Origin of the sequence: Paractinoplanes brasiliensis (assembly GCF_004362215.1) — a bacterium.
GTDB classification, from domain to species: Bacteria; Actinomycetota; Actinomycetes; order Mycobacteriales; family Micromonosporaceae; genus Actinoplanes; species Actinoplanes brasiliensis.
On the sequence record NZ_SNWR01000001.1, the window covers coordinates 5,127,969 to 5,144,450 of the forward strand.

Consider the following 16,482-nt stretch of genomic DNA (forward strand, 5'->3'; position numbering starts at 1 on the left):
CCGCGCCTAGGTGCGGCGGAAGCCCTCGTTCGACGGCTTCCAGTCGGCGCTGTCGCGAGTGTCCACAGTGTGGCCCGTGACGGCGGCGGCGAGGATGAGCAGGAAGAAGATTGCGATTGCGATAGCCATGACACAGAGCTTCGTCCTGCTCGCCCCGGGTCGACAGTGGCAGTGATGCCATACCTCTTCAAAATCCTGCCAAGTGGCCGTAGGCTCCGTCACATGCTGCGCAACGTCGCCGTGATCGCCCTTCCCGAGGTGGCCGTCTTCGAGCTCGGGGTCCTCTGCGAGCTGTTCGGTTACGACCGCACGGCCGAGGGGCTGCCCGGCTACGACTTCGCCGTGTGCTCGCTCGACGGCGGTCCCGTGGCCAGCCGGGCCGGTTTCGACATCTCCGTACGCCATGACCTCTCCCGCACCGACGAGGCCGACCTGGTCGTGATCGCCCCGTTCGACAACCCGGAGTTCGTGCCGCCCGAGCCCGTGCTCGACGCCCTGCGCCGCGCCCACGAGCGGGGCGCCTGGGTGATGAGCGTGTGCACGGGCGCGTTCGCGCTGGGCGCGGCCGGCCTGCTCGACGGCCGTCGCTGCACCACCCACTGGCTGCACACGGCCCGCCTGACCCGGCTCTACCCGGCCGCCGTCGTCGACCCCGACGTGCTCTACGTGCAGGACGGCCGCGTGCTCACCAGCGCCGGCACGGCCGCCAGCATCGACGCCGGGCTGCACCTGATCCGCCAGGAGCACAGCACGGCCGTGGCCCGCATGCTGGCCCGGCGCATGGTGGTGCCGCCGCACCGCGAGGGCGGGCAGGCGCAGTACATCGAGACCCCGCTCAAGGCCGTCGAGTGCGCGACCCTGCAGCCGGTGCTGAACGCCGTGCTCGCCTCGCTCGACCAGCCGCACACCGTCGACACGATGGCCGGGCTGGCGCACATGGCCCCGCGCACCTTCGCCCGCAAGTTCCGGGACGAAACCGGCGCGACCCCGCACGACTGGCTCATCAGCCAGCGCATGCTGCTCGCCCGCACCCTGCTCGAAGACTCCGACCTGGGCGTCGACGCGATCGCGGCGCGGGTCGGGTTCGGCAGCGCGGCGACCCTGCGGCACCACTTCGCCACGCGGCTGGCCACCACCCCGCAGGCGTACCGGGGAACGTTCCGGTCGTCACAGCCGGTGTGAGCGCGTCACCGGTCGGGCACACCCCGGGTCATGACGAAGACTCCTGGTCCGACGGTGTTCGTGCTCTTCGGGGCGACCGGTGATCTGGCTCGGCGGATGGTGTTGCCGGCCTTCTACACGCTGGCGATCGAGGGGCTGCTCCCGTCGGAGTGGATCCTGGTCGGCAACGGCCGTGGGGACGTCTCCCACGAGAACTTCCGTCAGCACGTACGGGAAGCTCTTGAGGAATTCGGCCCGAAACCGGCGCAGGGACCGTGGAAGGAGTTCTCGTCACGGCTGCGGTTCGCCGGCGGCGGCTTCAACTCCGACGATCCGGGCAGCCTGCTCGACGTGATCGCCGAGGCCCGCTCGCAGCTCGGCGGTTCGCCGCAGCTCGTGCACTACCTGGCCATCCCGCCGGTGGCGTTCGAGGAGACGACGAAGGCGCTGGGGGAGCACGGGCTCGCGTCCGGCGCCCGGGTGGTCTTCGAGAAACCGTTCGGCACGTCGCCGGCGTCGTTCCGCTCGCTCAACCGGCTGGTGCACCGGGTGCTCGGCGAGGAGCAGGTGTACCGGATCGACCACTTCCTCGGCAAGGAGGCGACGCAGAACCTGCACGTCGCCCGGTTCGCCAACGAGGCGTTGTCGGCGGTGTGGAACCGCGACCACATCGAGAGCGTGCAGATCGACGTGCCCGAGACGCTCGGGGTCGAGCAGCGGGCCGCCTTCTACGACGCCACCGGCGCCGTGCTCGACATGCTGGTCACGCACCTGTTCCAGGTGGCCGCCGAGGTCGCGATGGAGCCGCCGGCCAGCCTCGGGTCTGCCGACCTGCAAGCCGCGCGCGAACGGGTGATCCGGGCGTTCCGGCCGCTCGACCCGGCCGAGGTGGTGCTCGGGCAGCACACGGGCTACAAGCAGATCAAAGGCGTCGAACGGGGCTCCGCCACCGACACGTACGTGGCGGCGAAGCTCTGGATCGACAACGCGCGCTGGCGCGGGGTGCCGTTCCTGCTGCGTACGGGCAAACGTCTGGCCGAGAGCCGGCAGGTGGTGAGCCTGGTGCTGCGCACGCCCGCCGGGCCGTTCGCCGCGCTCCCGCCGCAGAGCAACGTGCTCACCTTCGACCTGGCGGGGGACGGCACCATCGACCAGTCGCTGCTGGTCAAACGGCCCGGGGTGGCGACCGAGCTGGAACCCGCCTCGGTGCGGCTGCCCCTGGACAACGTCTCCAACGGCGAGCCACTGCCGCCGTACGCCCGTCTGATCCACGACGTGCTGCTCGGCGACCGTGCCCTGTTCACCCGGCCGGACGGGTTGAGCGCGACCTGGAAGACGATCGAGCCGCTGCTCAGCGACCGCCCGAAGCCCTCCTCGTACGCGCCGGGCTCGTGGGGGCCGGCCGCTGCCCGCAGGCTGGCCGCGCCGCATCGGTGGCTGCTGGGTCAGTGAAGGCGGAACGGAACGCGGCCGGGGTCGAGGGCCGCCCGCACCCCAATTAATTCCGCCCAAGGTTGAGCGAAGCCGGGGCCGGGTGCGTACAACAGCCCGACGGCCTCCCGAGAAGGGTCGTCACGTCAGCCGCAGGGGGTGGCAGACGCCGAAGACGACCGCTGAACGGGTGAGGACCATGGCGCAGGGACCGCCGACGTTCCAGACCTTCAAGGATCAGCGCCTGCAGGCCGACGAGGATGCGCAGTTCTTCGCCGACCTGCGTGCCGCACCCAGCTCCGATCCGTGGGGCGAGCCCGACGACGACCGCGGGGCGTCAAGCGGCTGGGGTGTGCGCGAGGTCGACGACGGGCGTGATCCCTGGCCCGACGACCCGTACCGGGACGACCCGTACCGCCGCAGCGACCTGGTCGTCGAGTCGAACACCGATCCGACCGGCTGGAAGGCCTCCGGCCCGGTGCAGCCGCCGATCCCCGACGACCGCCCGCCGGCCGAGGCCATCTCGGGCAACCGCCTGCTCACCGTCCTGTTGTTCTTCGCCGGCCTGGCCACCAGCGTCTCGCTCTGGCTGTTCGAGACCCAGGCGGGCGACGTCAGCGACACCGCCGGCCTGATGCTCGCGGTCGGGCGGGTCACCGGGCTCATCGGTGGTTACGTCCTGTTCGTCCAGCTGCTCATGATGAGCCGGGTCAGCTGGCTCGAGGAGTGGGTCGGCGCCCGCGACCTGCTGCGCTGGCACCGCTGGCTCGGCACCTCGCTGTGCTTCTTCGTCCTGGCCCACGCCGTCTTCATCGTCTACGGCTACGCGCTCACCGCCGAGACCGGCATCGTCGACCAGGGCGTCACGATCATCACGACACTGCCCGAGATGCTCAGCGCCACCGCGGCGACGATCATCCTGGTGGTCATCAGCCTGATCTCGATGCGGGCGGCGAAAACCCGCCTGCCGTACGAGTTGTGGCACCTGATCCACCTCACCGGTTATCTGGTCCTGCTGCTCGGCTACGGCCACCAGGTCGCCACCGGCGCCAACCTCAGCGGCCCGTTCGCCTCGATCTTCTGGCCGGCCCTGACCGCGCTGGTGATCTCGGCGCTGGTCTGGGGCCGCCTGGTCGAGCCGGTGTGGCTCAACCTGCGCCACCGGTTCGAGGTGGCCGAGGTGGTCTCCGAGGGCGGCAACACGTTCTCGATCTACATCGACGGCAAGAATCTGCAGAGCCTGCCCGCGCAGGCCGGCCAGTTCATGCGCTGGCGGTTCCTGACCCGCAACGGCTGGTGGCAGTCGCACCCGTTCTCGCTGTCGGCCGCGCCGAACTCGCAGTGGCTGCGCCTGACCGTGACCGCGGTCGGCGGGCACACCCGGCGCCTGGCCGACATGAAGCCCGGCACCCCGGTCTGGGCCGAGGGACCGTTCGGCACCTTCACCGCCCAGCGCCGCACCCGCCGCCGTGCCCTGCTGATCGCCGGTGGCAGCGGCATCGCACCGATCCGGGCCCTGCTCGAGGACATGCCGCCGGACACCATCGTGATCTACCGCGCCAGCCGCCCCGACGAGCTGGTGTTCCGCGGGGAGCTCGAAGACCTCGCCGAGCAACGCGACGCCTGGGTCCGCTACATCGTGGGCGGCCGCAACGATCCCGGCCCGCGCCGGCTGTTCACCCCCGAGGGCCTGCTCGGCCTGGTGCCCGACGTGAGCCGCCGCGACGTCTACCTCTGCGGGCCGCCCGGGCTCGTCGAGGCGGCGGTGGGCACCCTGCGCGAACTGGACGTCCCGGACAGCCAGCTGCACCTCGACCCGTTCGAGTTCTGACAAGGAGTTACTCGCCATGCGACGTAGTACCGCAGCCGCCGTCGGCACCCTGACCGGCGCCGCCCTGATCATCGGGGTGCGACTGAGCGTGACGCCGCCCGAGGCCCCTGTCGCGCAGGCGCCGGTGTCCAACCTGGAAAACGGCACCCCCTCCAAGAAGCCCGCTGCCAAGCCGACCACCAAACCGGCCGGCAAGGGGGCCGGGAAAGAGGACGAGAAGCAAGAGGAGAAGCAGACCGAGAAGCCCAAGAGCGGCCTCAAGGACGGCGTCTTCAAGGGCGACGCCGCCGCGAACCCGTACGGGAAAATCCAGGTCAGCATCAAGATCGAGGGCGGCGAGATCACTGCTGCCGAGGCGACCTACCCGACGGCCAACGACAGCGGCACGATCAACCCGCCCGCCATCGCCGCGCTCAAGGAGGCGACGCTTCAGGCACAGAACGCCGACGTCCAGGCCGTCTCCGGGGCCACCTACACCAGCGAGTCCTATGTCAAGTCACTGCAAGCAGCGCTGGACGCCGCAAAGGCGTAGGGTCACGCTCTGTGCGCCATGTTGAACATGTGATGGGAACGACGGTCAGCATCGAGCTGGCCGACGATCGGCCCGACGACGAGCTCGGCCGGCTCATCGCGGGCGTGTGCGACTGGCTGCACGAGGTGGACGCCCGGTTCAGCACCTACAAGGCGGACAGCGAGGTGTCCCGCTTCGGCCGCGGCGAGCTGCGGCTGGAGGACGCCTCGGCCGACCTGCGGCACGTTCTGGAGGTCTGCGCCGACCTGTGGCGCGACACGGACGGTTACTTCGACGCGTACGCTTCGGGGTCGCTCGACCCGTCGGGTTACGTGAAGGGCTGGTCCGTCGAGGTGGCGTCGCGACGGCTGGCCGAGGCCGGGTCGCACGACCACTACATCAACGCGGGCGGCGACATCCGCATGCGCGGTCACCACCCCGAGGGCGGGCCGTGGCGGGTCGGCATCCGGCACCCGTGGGAGGCCGACAAGGTCAGCTGGGTGCTCGCGCTGACCGACGGGGCGGTGGCGACCTCGGGGACGTACGAGCGGGGTGATCACATCATCAACCCGCGTACGGGTCAGGCCGCCAAGGGCTTGCGCTCGGTCACTGTCGTCGGGCCGGATCTGGCGGTGGCCGACGCGTACGCCACGGCGGCGCTCGCCATGGGGGAGGCCGGCATCGCCTGGCTGGCCAAGCGGGCGGCGGACGGTTACGACTCCGCGGTGGTGACCGATGACGGGCGGGCGTTCAGCTCGGCGAACCTCCCCGCGGCCGTCTGATATCACGATTCTAGTCGGGCTACGGCCTCGTCCACAGGCCGGCCGGTCCGTCCGTGCGGTTATCCACAAGCGGGTGAAACTGGGCGGCGTTCATCGACCGGTTTGCGGCAGCATGGCGGCGTGAACTTACGGGGACCGGCACACTTTCTCTTCTGGTTGGGACGCACGAACAAGGGCCGGGTGGCGCTGGGCGCCTTCTTCGGATCGGTGTGGTTCCTCAGCCTGGCCGCGATGCCGTGGCTGATCTCGCAGGCCGTCGACCACGGCCTCGCCGCCCGTGACCGCGGCACCTTGATCGGCTGGTCGGCCGTCGTGCTCGTGGTCGGCGCGGCCAGCGCGGGCCTCGGCATCATGCGTCACCGCAGCATGACCAAGCTGCGTCTGGCCGCCGCCCTGCAGACAGCCGACCTGGTGATGACCCACGCGACCCGGCTCGGCTCGGCCCTGCCCCGGCGCGTCACGGCCGGCGAGGTCGTCACCATCGGCATCTCCGACGTGTGGACGATCGGCCGCGCCATGAACGTCGGCGGCGTCGGCGTGGCGGCGACCCTGGCGATCTCGGTGGTGGCCACGATCCTTTTCCGCACCTCACCCAAGCTGGCTCTCGTCGTGCTGATCGGCGTGCCGGTGCTGGCGTTCTTCGTCGGCCCGCTCCTGCACCGCAGTCAAAAGGCCGGCCTCGGCTATCGCGAGCAGCAGGGCGAGCTCAACGCACGCCTGGTCGACGTGCTCGGCGGCCTGCGCATCCTCAACGGGCTCGGCGGCAAGCAAACCCACCTCTCCCGGTACGATCGGCAGTCCGCGCGACTGCGTGACCAGGGGTATCGCGTCGGCGGCCCGTCCAGCTGGATCGGCGCCCTCGGCGACGGGCTCCCGGTCGTGTTCCTCGCCGTGGTCGTGTGGCTGGCGGCCCGGCTCGCCGCGTCCGGCGAGCTGACCGTGGGCCAGCTCATCGCCGTCTACGGCTACACCGCCATGCTGGTCATTCCGGTCAACGTGCTGATCTTCTGCTCGTTCGACGTCACCCGCGGCCTGGTCGCGGCCCGCCGCGTGGTCGACTTCCTGCGCCTGCCTTGCGACGACCTCTCCGGCGCGCCCGGGCCCGACCGCCCGGCGGTGCTGCACGACCCGGCGTCCGGGGTGACCGCGGAACCCGGCCGCCTGACCGCGCTGGCCGGGGCCCGCCCCGCCGACGCTGCCGAGGTGATCGACCGCCTGGGCCGGTACGGGCCGACCGACGCCACCTGGGGCGGCCGCCCGCTGACCGAGATCGCCCAGCCCGAGATCCGCGCCCGCATCCTGGTCGCCGAGCCCGGCGCCGACCTGTTCGCCGGCCGGCTGCGCGACGTGGTCGCCGGTCGCGACGACCCCGACGACGATCGTGTCCACGCCGCGATCACCACCGCCGTCGCGCACGATGTGGCGTCCGACCTGGCCCGCCCGATCGAATGGTCCGGCCGCAACATCTCCGGCGGCCAGCGCCAGCGGGTCCGCCTGGCCCGAGCCGTGCACGCCGACCCCGAGATGCTGCTCGCCGCCGAACCGACCTCGGCCGTCGACGCGCACACCGAATCCGCCATCGCCGAACGCCTGACCGCCGCCCGCCGTGGCCGCGGCACGGTCGTGGCCACCACCTCGCCGGTGCTGCTCGACCGGGCCGACGTCGTGCACTACCTGGTCGACGGCCGGGTCGCCGCCACCGGCACACACCGCGAGCTGCTCGACTCCTGCCCCGGCTACCACGCCCTGGTCACCCGGGTCTTCGGCGAGGACGAAGGCGAAGGGGACGACCGATGAGCGCCACCCTGCCCGTGGCCGACCAGCGCATGGTCGCCCGCGCCGCCCTGCGCCTGATCACCGCCGACCGCCGTGCGGTCACCGTCCTGACCGTTCTCAACGTGCTGGCCGCCCTGGCCGGGCTGGGTGGGCCGTGGCTGCTCGGCCGCATCATCGACACGGTCGCCGCCGGTGCGGGCGCCGGCGCCGTCGACAGGCTCGCCGCGGGCGTGCTGGCCTGCGCGATCGCCCAGACCTTGCTGGCCCGCCAGTCGCTCGCGATCGCCTACCGCTTCGGCGAACGCACCGCCGCCCGCATCCGTGAGGGGTTCCTGCGCCGCTCGTTCGCCCTGCCCGCCGCCGTGATCGAGCGGGTGCCGGCCGGTGACCTCGCCGCCCGCGGCACCACCGACGTCGACGCGGTCGCCACCACACTGCGCGACATCCTGCCCAACATCCTGATCGGCGTCGTGCAGATCGTCTTCATCGTGGGCGCCGTGCTGCTGCTCAACCCGCTGCTCGGCATCGTCGGCGTCCTCGGGCTGTCCGGCATCTGGTTCGCCACCCGGTGGTATCTGCGCGTCGCCCGCCCGGCCTACCTCAAGGAGGGCGAGGCCAACTCCCGCCTCGCCGACGAACTGGCCGCCACCACCTCGGGCGCCCGCACCGTCGAGGCGTACGGGCTGGCCCGGCGCCGCCTCGACGCCGGCCGCGCCGCCATCGCCGAAACCCGGCGCACCCGGCTGGCCACTCTGGGCCTGCGCAGCGTCTTCTTCCCATCGGTGGAGATCTCGTACGCGGTCCCGAGCGTCCTGGTCCTGCTGCTCGGCGGCTTCCTCTACTTCGAGGGCCACGTCACGCTGGGCACCGTCGGCGCGGCGGTGCTCTTCCTCCGCCAGCTCGTCGGCCCGCTCGACATGATCCTGATCTGGATCGAGTCGTTGCAGAGCAGCAGCGCGTCTTTCGCCCGCATCGAAGGGCTCGCCGCCGTCCCGGCCGGGCCGCCGGTGTCGACGAAGCTTCCCGAGGGCGACCGCATCGAGATCTCACACGTGCGTTACGCGTACGACGAGGGCCGCGACGTCCTGCACGACGTGACACTGACCGTGCGGCCGGGGGAGAGGCTCGCGATCGTCGGGCTGTCCGGCGCGGGCAAGTCGACGCTGGGCCGCCTGATCGCCGGGGTCGACCGCCCGTCGTCGGGCTCGGTCGCCGTGGGCGGGGTGCCGGTCGCCGACCTGCCGCCCGACGAGCTGCGCCGTCAGGTCGTCCTCGTGACCCAGGAACACCACGTCTTCCGCGAATCCCTGCGGGACAACCTCATGATCGAGGCCCCCGACGACGAGCTGCGCCGCGCGCTCAAGACGGTCGGCGCAGACTGGGCCGACGACCTCGACCGTGACCTGGGCGAACACCCGCCTGACGGGGCGCAGGCCCAGCAGCTGGCCCTGGCCCGGGTAGTGCTTGCCGACCCGCACACGGTCATCCTCGACGAGGCCACGGCGCTGCTCGACCCGACCGCGGCCCGGACGGCGGAACGTGCCCTGGCCGCCGTGCTCCACGAACGTACGGTGATCGCAATCGCCCACCGCTTGCAGACGGCGCACGACGCCAACCGGGTGGTCGTGATGGAGGACGGCCGCATCATCGAGGTCGGCACGCACGACGCCCTGGTCGAGGCGGGCGGCCCGTACGCCGCCCTGTGGCGCTCCTGGCACAGCTGACCACGTCCCTCCGCGCACGGCCGGTTGACGGGGGCTGCGTCCTCGGAGCGGTGGGCTGTGTTCCGTGGCGGGGCGTGTTGCATCGCTCGGCAGGGCGGGTTGCGTTCCATGGCGGGGCCGGTCGCGTTTCTCGGGCGTGGCTACGTTCGGAAGACGCCGTCGAGGGCGAGGTCGATGGTGCGGCCGGCGGCCGCCCGGGCCTCGACCTCGCCGTCGAGGGTGCCCTCGAGCACGCCCTCGACCATGGTGAAGATCAGCACGAGGTCGCCGGGTTCGAGGTCGCGGCGGACGTGGCCGTGCTCCTGGGCGCGGCGCAGCGGCTCGGCCAGCAGGGTGACGATGCGGCGCAGGTATCGGCCCTGCACCGCGGGTTCGAGCCGGCGGGCCAGGCGTACGAGCGGGCGCATGGTGACCTGGGCGCGCAGGACGGCGTCGAGCATCGGCCGGAACGCGGCGGGCTGCTGACGGGTCGCGGCGACACAGGCTTCGAGACGCTCCACCTGATAGGCGATGACCGCGCTCGTCAGGGCGTGCCGGTCGGGAAAATGCCGGTACAGGGTGGCCTGGCCGACGCCGGCCCGGCGGGCGATCTCGGGCATGCCCACGACGTCGCGCTCACTGGTCATCAGGTCACAGGCCGCACGAACGATCGCATCCCGATTGCGCTGAGCATCCCGCCGTCGCGGCGCCTGCACCCCGTACAGCATCGACAAACCTCCCGCCCGCACTGCCTTCGCCGCTTCGCTACCGTGCCGGACCCGCTCGCGCCGGACCCCCTTCCCTGTCTCTGCGGCCCGTTCGTGGCTCAGACCGAAGGCCACGCTGAGGACTGCGGGTTGATCGCCCGCCGCCGCTCCCGAAGTGACCTACGTTACTTGCCAGTAACGATAATGTCATGAAGTTCAATTTCTCGGAACAGGCTCTTACGCTGCCGAAACTGGAGCGCTCCAACCCCTCCCACTGACGAACCCCTCTCGGGCGGACGTGCCACCCGCGTCCCCCGTACGGGGTCTCGTCGTCTTTGCTCCGCATGAGGAGAGCGCATGGAGCTCCGTCGTAACATCCTGCTCAGCGTCGCCGTATCCGCCGGTCTCGTCCTGTCCGGCGTGGCTGTCACCCCGGCCTCGGCCGCACGCGTTTCCGCCGCGCCCCTTCACGCCGCCGCGTCCAGCGCTCTTTCCGCCGCCGCGCCTGCTTTATCCGCGGCAGTTGTTGCGCGTGCGGCTGCCGTCCCCACCACCGGCCACAAGTTCGTGGACATTTCGGGCGCCGGTGTCACGCTCAAGGCGAACGTGATCGCTCCGGCCGCCGCGGGCCGCTACCCCGCCGTGATCCTCCCCGCGAGCTGGGGCCTCAACGACCTCGAATACCTGGCCCAGGCCAAGAAGCTGGCCGAGGGCGGCTACGTCGTCGTCTCGTACACGCCGCGCGGCTGGTGGTCGTCGGGCGGCGAGATCGACACGGCCGGACCGAAGGACATGGCCGACCTGTCCAAGGTGGTCGACTGGACGCTGGCCAACACGCAGGCCGACCCCGCACGTCTCGGCGCCGCCGGGATCTCGTACGGGGCCGGGATCAGCCTGCTCGGCTCGGCTTTCGACAAACGCATCCGCGTCGTGGCGATGATGAGCGGCTGGACCGACCTGGTGTATTCGCTGTACGGCGACTCGACCCGGCACCGCCAGTCCGCCGGCCTGCTCGAGCTCGCCGCCGCGCTGCTCGGCAACGCCGGCCCCGACCTCAGCGGCAAACTGTCCGACTTCAAAGCCGACCGCAACATCGCCGAGGTGATGGCCTGGGCGCGCGTCCGTTCCCCGGCCACCTACCTCCCGCAGATCAACGCCAACGCGCCCGCGGTGCTGATCGCCAACGCATGGGGCGACTCGTTCTTCCCGCCCAACCAGCTGGTCGACTTCTACCGGCAGCTGAACGGGCCGAAGCGCCTCGAACTGCGTCCCGGCGACCACGCTATCGCGGAGCTGGGCGGTGTCTTCGGTTTCCAGAACGACGTCTGGGCCGGGGTACGGTCGTGGTTCGACGAGCACCTGACCGGCGGCGCGCCCGTCTCACGGCAGCCGGTGCTGGTGCGTCCCGACAACGCGGCCACCGAGTCGTACGCCGACTGGTCGAACCTGAGCACGTCGACCACCCGCTACGGCCTGGGCCGCATCCGCACTCTCGACGGCACAGGCCTGCTCGGCGGCGCCCCCACCACCGGCTGGTCGAAGGCCCTGCCCACCGACAAGGACACGATCGCCAACGGCGGCGTCGTCCTGCTGACAAACGGCGTCTCCGCCTTCACCAATCAGCGCCCGTCCATCTGGCTGCCCACGGTCGACCGCGGCCGCGCCGGCGTCTGGGCCTCGTCGCGGCCCGGACAGCCCCTCAAACTCCGGGGCATCCCGCGCGTGCACCTCAACGTCGCCCAGTCCCAGGGTTCCGCGGTCGTCTACCTGTACGACCTCGACAACCTCGGCGCGGCCCGCCTGATCACCCACTCCCCGGTCACCTGGTCGGGCACGAACGAGGTCGACCTGGCCCTCTCCGCAGCCGCCTACGACGTCCCCGCCGGCCACTCCCTGACCCTGGTGGTCGACACCGTCGACCCCCTCTACTACGACTCCAACGCCCCCGGCCGCCAGATCACCATCACCGGCGGCTCCTACCTGGACGTCCCGACCCGCTGACCCCGCGGTCCTCGCAGCGTGCCGCGCCCTACGGTCCTCGCCGCCTGGCGCAGCGCGCTGTGCCGCTGAACGAATGCTGAAAGTTCGACGATCTTCTGTATTGACTGCGGTAAACATCGGCCCCTACCGTTCTGGCCACGCGCTTTGCCATACGGGGGCAGATGGGCAACCGCTGAACCCTGCGCGGAACGAACTCATCGCATGGTTCACGGGGGAGCAACACAAGTGACGATGGCGCATGCCCGCGTCGCGCAGGGCGCCGCTTTGGCGATCCTGGCGACGCTACTCTCAGTAGCTACATCACCGCACACCGCTGCTCATGCCGCGGGTTGTCCGTCCGGAGTGGCCGCCGAGAACGAGCCGGCCGCCGAGACCGAGGCGGCGGCACAGCGCCTCGCCGAACTCTGTGACAAGCCGGTCGAGGTCCTCGCCGAAGCGGACGAGACCACCAAGGTCGTCGCCCTGCCCAGCGGTGACTTCTCCATGGAGACCTACCTGGAGCCGCAGCGCATCGAACGGGACGACCGCTGGATCGCAGTGGACACGAACCTCGAGCGCGGCGCGGACGGCCGGTTCCGGCCCCGGGCCGCAGCCGACGTGTCGTTCTCGGCCGGTGGCGCCGGCCCGCTGGCGACCTACCGCGAGGGCGGCGCCGACTTCACCCTGACCTGGCCCGCACCGCTGCCGGCCGGCGTCGTCAGCGGGGACTCGGTCACGTACCCGGAGGTTCACCCGGGCGCGGACCTGGTGGTGCGGGCCGTGCCCGGCGGCTTCTCGCACGTGCTCGTGGTGAAGAACGCCGAGGCTGCCGCGAACCCCGAGGTGCGCGAGACCGCGTACACCGTCGGCGGCTCGGCGACCGTGACCGAGACCAACGGCGAGATCGTCGTGAAGGGCCCGGCCGGTGTGATCGCCGGCGCTCCCCCGGCGATGGCCTGGGACTCGACCCGGCAGGTCCGCGAGCCGCGGACCGCCGAGCTGCGCCGGCTGGAACCCGGCGGCCTCGCCCCGCTGCGGGTGGCCGAGCCGTCCACCGCCAAGGCGCCGAGCGAGTTCGCGCGCCGGTCCGGTCTGGACGTGCGGATCACCGGCAAGAAACTGGCGGTGAGCGTCGACGAGGACCTGCTGTCCGCGCAGTCGACGTTCCCCGTCTACATCGACCCGACCTACTCGAAGTACTACGCGAAGTGGATCCCGGTCAACGACTCGCGCCCGGACACCAAGTGGGTGTCCGGCAACTCCTGGCCGCGCGAGGTGATCCGGATCGGCTCCAACTATGAGAGCACCGGAGACATCTGGCGCGCTCATATGCAGTTCGACATCTCCACGCTCAAGGGCAAGCGGCTCGTCAAGACGCCCAGCGTCGACGCGTATCTGACGCACAGCGCCTGGTGCGCCGGTGAGTCGCTGGCTCTCTGGCAGACCAATGCCATCGACGGCAACACCCCGACCTGGAACGGGATGAAGGGCAAATGGCTGCACGGCAAGGCCCTCCACACCAAGACCGTCAAGGTCAACAGCGGGTGCAGCGGGCAGAAACCGGCCTGGGTCAAGTTCAACGCCAGTGGCGTGAAGACCCACGTGCAGCGGCACGCGGACGCCAACTACAACAGCATCACGTTCGGCCTGCGGGTGCCCACCGAGAGCGGGGGCCACTGGGTCAAGGCCGAGCGCGGCAAGATCAAGCTGGTCGCCGAGTACCAGTCGAAGCCGACCTCGCCGACACCGGTGCGTACGTCGCCGGGTGGTAACTGCGCAGCCTCGCCCGGTCCGTGGATCAACGACAGCACGCCGGCCCTGTACGCCAAGGCGACCGACGCCGACAACTCGGTGCGGCTCGTCTTCGACGTGAACGGTCCGACCGTCCCGGCCGACTACACCTCGGCCGCGGTGGCCTCGGGCAAGGAGGCGAACTGGACCACGCCGGTGCTCAAGGACGGCAGCTACAACTGGAAGGTCTACGCCACCGACGGCACGGACAAGACCGGCTGGAGCAAGACCTGCTACTTCCGGCAGGACCACACGCCGCCGACCCTGCCGGTGATCACGCGCAAGGCCGGCACCCCGGCGCCGGAGCTCGGCAAGCCGGTGACCCTGACCTTCTCGTCGACCGACGCGCTCTCCGGCGTCGGACGCTTCGACTACGGCATCGGTGTCGACGCCAAGTCGTCGAACGTCAACGCCTCGTCCGGCAAGGCTGAGGTCACCTTCACCGCGGACAGCGGCCGGACCCAGATCTACGTATGGGCCCGCGACAACGCCCTCAACTATTCGTCGCGAGCGATCTACAACATCTTCACCGGACGCGTCACCCCGATCGAGCCGATGGCCGTCTGGCGGATGACCAGCAACCTGCGCGACGACTCCGGGACCATCGACGACGAGGGCAACACCGACGAGTCGGCCACCCAGAAGGACCTGCGATGGACGGTCGCGGCCACACCGACGTACTCGGCCGACCGGTTGAACCGGGGCAGCACGGCGCTCAACCTCACCGGCACGGGCTGTGCCACCACCATTCCGGTGGTGCGCAGTGACGCGCCGTTCACCGCGGCCGCCTGGGTCAAGCTGACCAGCAAGGCGGCGGGCTCGAACCGCACCGTGCTGGCCATCGCCGGCGCCAACGCACCGGCCTTCGTGCTCTCCTACCACCAGGCCACCGATCGCTGGGAGACGGCTGTCACCAACGCCGACTCGGCGACGGTGACGTGGACGATCGCGCGCGGCACCACGTCGCCGCCGCTGAACGGCTGGCAGCACGTGGCGGCCACCGTCGACCCGGTCGGGAAAACCTTGCGGCTCTACGTCGACGGCCAGGTGCAGGCGACCACCGCGATCGATGCCCTGCCGTGGCGTGGCGCTGCCCGTACGCTGGTCGGCTGCGGTGGAACCGCCACCGTGACCAATGCGCAGCTGATCGGTGCGGTGGATCACGTGGCGGTCTGGAGCGGCCTGCTCAGCGATGCGCAGATCAGCGCCGCACGTGACGAACTGCCGGCCGCCGGACTCGCCGCGGCCTGGAAGCTGCGCGGCACCGGCGACGACGCCAGCGACCACGGCCACCAGCTGACCGTGCCCGCACCGGCGGTGCCGCCGACCCCGGAGCCCACCCCGGAACCCGAGATCACCGACGACCCGGCCCCCGAGCCGGACCCGTCCGGCACCCCGATGCCGGAGCCGACGCCGGACCCCACCGAGACCGGCGACCCGAACGAGCCGGAGCCGACCGGCAGCCCCGAGGTGCCCGAGGAGACCGAGGAGCCGGCGCCGGACCCGACCGAGGAACCGACGCCCGACCCGACCCCGGCGCCCACTGTTCCGATGGAGTGGACCGACGACGCGTACGGCCGGCCGGAATCCGCCTGGTACGTCAGCGGGGACCGGTGTGCCACCACGCAGCACAACGTGATCCGCAGCGACGAGTCGTTCACGCTCGCCGTCTGGGCCCGACTGGACGACGCGAGCGCGATGAACCAGACGATCATCGGCACCGACGGCAACCGGGTCAGCGGCTGGTTCCTCGGCGCCCGCGCGAACGGCCAGGGCGTGCCGTTCTGGTCGCTCATGATGAAGGCGTCCGACCTGGAGACCTCGGCCTCGGAGTGGGTGGGCGGCACCACCGACGCTTTCGCCGCGACGGTCGGCAAGTGGACGCACCTGACGGCCACCTACAACGCCACCACCAAGACCATGGCGCTGTTCGTGAACGGCGTGAAGGTGGGGTCCGCGGTGCGCTCGACAGGCGCCAACTGGAGTGCCTCCGGAGCGTTCAGCCTCGGCTGCGCCAAGTACGCCGGCGCGCACAGCGACTTCTTCCGCGGAGCGATCACCGACGTGAAGGTGTGGCGCGGCGCGCTCACCGACGCCGGGGCGGCCGCGGTGAAGAACGCCAACCCGCCGGTCACCGTCGAGGGCTGGTATCCGCTGGAGGGCCCGGGGGCCGAGGAGCCGACCAACCTGGACGACCGCTCGGGCAACAGCCGGCACCTGACCATGGCCGCCGGCGTGCCGCACTGGGAGAGGGACCGGTTCGCCAGCCGCAACGGCGCGCTGGGTCTGGCACTCGACGAAGGCTCCTGTGCCGAGTCGGCGACCCCGGTGGTCCGGGCGAACGAGTCGTTCTCGGTGGCCGCCTGGGTCTCGCTGGACGACCTGACCGGCAACCGCACGATCCTGTCGCAGTCCGGCAGCGTCCGGCACCGCTTCCTGATCGAATACGTCGCCGGCGCCGACCGGCTGCGGGTCGTGATGGTGGGCGGTGACCAGGCAGGCGCGCCGGCCACCGAGGTCCGGTCGCTGGCCGCCCCGGTGCCGGGCACCTGGACGCACGTCGCGGCGGTCTACAACGCGGTGACGAACGAGCTGTCGCTCTATGTGGACGGTGAGCCGCAGGGCGAGGGCGCCGCTGTGGCCGGCCCGCTGTGGCCGGGCTCCTCCCCGTTGCGGGTGGGTTGCGCCGCCCTGAACAGCGGCGCCCGCTCCAACTATCTGGGCGGCCTCGTCGACGACGTCCGCGTCTGGACCTCGACGGTCGATCCCGACCTCTTCGGCACCTTCGCGCACAGCTGACCCGGAGACC

11 protein-coding genes are annotated in these 16,482 nt (G+C 71.1%); 9 read left to right on the top strand and 2 right to left on the bottom strand.

Translation table 11 applies throughout. The features are described from left to right. Nucleotides 1-6: 6 nt before the first annotated feature. The gene (locus C8E87_RS46400; protein ID WP_275408936.1) at nucleotides 7-129 is read right to left on the bottom strand and encodes a hypothetical protein; all 123 of its coding nucleotides are present in this window, start codon (nucleotides 127-129) and stop codon (nucleotides 7-9) included. A 93-nt stretch (nucleotides 130-222) separates the two neighbouring features. Between C8E87_RS46400 and C8E87_RS23395 the strand changes: the two genes are divergently transcribed. From C8E87_RS23395 to C8E87_RS23425, 7 genes are all read left to right on the top strand, one after another. Continuing rightward, nucleotides 223-1,182, top strand: a complete 960-nt coding sequence (locus C8E87_RS23395; RefSeq protein WP_133875082.1) for a GlxA family transcriptional regulator — start codon at nucleotides 223-225, stop codon at nucleotides 1,180-1,182. 30 nt (nucleotides 1,183-1,212) lie between these two features. Further along, the gene (locus C8E87_RS23400) at nucleotides 1,213-2,613 is read left to right on the top strand and encodes a glucose-6-phosphate dehydrogenase (protein WP_133875083.1); all 1,401 of its coding nucleotides are present in this window, start codon (nucleotides 1,213-1,215) and stop codon (nucleotides 2,611-2,613) included. Nucleotides 2,614-2,791: 178 nt separating this feature from the next. Next, nucleotides 2,792-4,423 (top strand): ferredoxin reductase family protein, encoded by a 1,632-nt coding sequence (locus C8E87_RS23405; protein WP_239079891.1) that lies wholly within the window; start codon nucleotides 2,792-2,794, stop codon nucleotides 4,421-4,423. A 16-nt stretch (nucleotides 4,424-4,439) separates the two neighbouring features. Continuing rightward, entirely contained in the window at nucleotides 4,440-4,955 is a 516-nt protein-coding gene (locus C8E87_RS23410) for an FMN-binding protein (protein ID WP_133875084.1), read from the top strand. Nucleotides 4,956-4,987: 32 nt separating this feature from the next. Continuing rightward, the gene (locus C8E87_RS23415) at nucleotides 4,988-5,716 is read left to right on the top strand and encodes an FAD:protein FMN transferase (RefSeq protein ID WP_133877024.1); all 729 of its coding nucleotides are present in this window, start codon (nucleotides 4,988-4,990) and stop codon (nucleotides 5,714-5,716) included. Nucleotides 5,717-5,947: 231 nt separating this feature from the next. Beyond that, complete coding sequence (locus C8E87_RS23420; protein ID WP_239079916.1) at nucleotides 5,948-7,513, top strand: ABC transporter transmembrane domain-containing protein; 1,566 nt, start codon at nucleotides 5,948-5,950, stop codon at nucleotides 7,511-7,513. Then, the gene (locus tag C8E87_RS23425) at nucleotides 7,510-9,216 is read left to right on the top strand and encodes an ABC transporter ATP-binding protein (RefSeq protein ID WP_133875086.1); all 1,707 of its coding nucleotides are present in this window, start codon (nucleotides 7,510-7,512) and stop codon (nucleotides 9,214-9,216) included. Before C8E87_RS23420 ends, C8E87_RS23425 begins: the two co-directional genes overlap by 4 nt. A 140-nt stretch (nucleotides 9,217-9,356) precedes the next feature. On the opposite strand, the gene C8E87_RS23430 is transcribed toward C8E87_RS23425, so the two are convergent. Further along, nucleotides 9,357-9,842 carry a TetR/AcrR family transcriptional regulator gene (locus tag C8E87_RS23430; RefSeq protein ID WP_239079892.1) on the bottom strand — a complete coding sequence of 162 codons (486 nt, stop codon included), beginning with the start codon at nucleotides 9,840-9,842 and terminating at the stop codon, nucleotides 9,357-9,359. 417 nt (nucleotides 9,843-10,259) lie between these two features. Here C8E87_RS23430 and C8E87_RS23435 point away from each other — a divergent pair, with 417 nt between their 5' ends. Both C8E87_RS23435 and C8E87_RS23440 read left to right on the top strand, forming a co-directional pair. Beyond that, on the top strand, nucleotides 10,260-11,903 hold the full coding sequence (locus C8E87_RS23435; protein ID WP_133875088.1) for a CocE/NonD family hydrolase: 1,644 nt from the start codon (nucleotides 10,260-10,262) through the stop codon (nucleotides 11,901-11,903). A gap of 342 nt (nucleotides 11,904-12,245) precedes the next feature. After that, nucleotides 12,246-16,472, top strand: a complete 4,227-nt coding sequence (locus C8E87_RS23440) for a LamG-like jellyroll fold domain-containing protein (protein WP_133875089.1) — start codon at nucleotides 12,246-12,248, stop codon at nucleotides 16,470-16,472. Nucleotides 16,473-16,482: the final 10 nt, after the last annotated feature.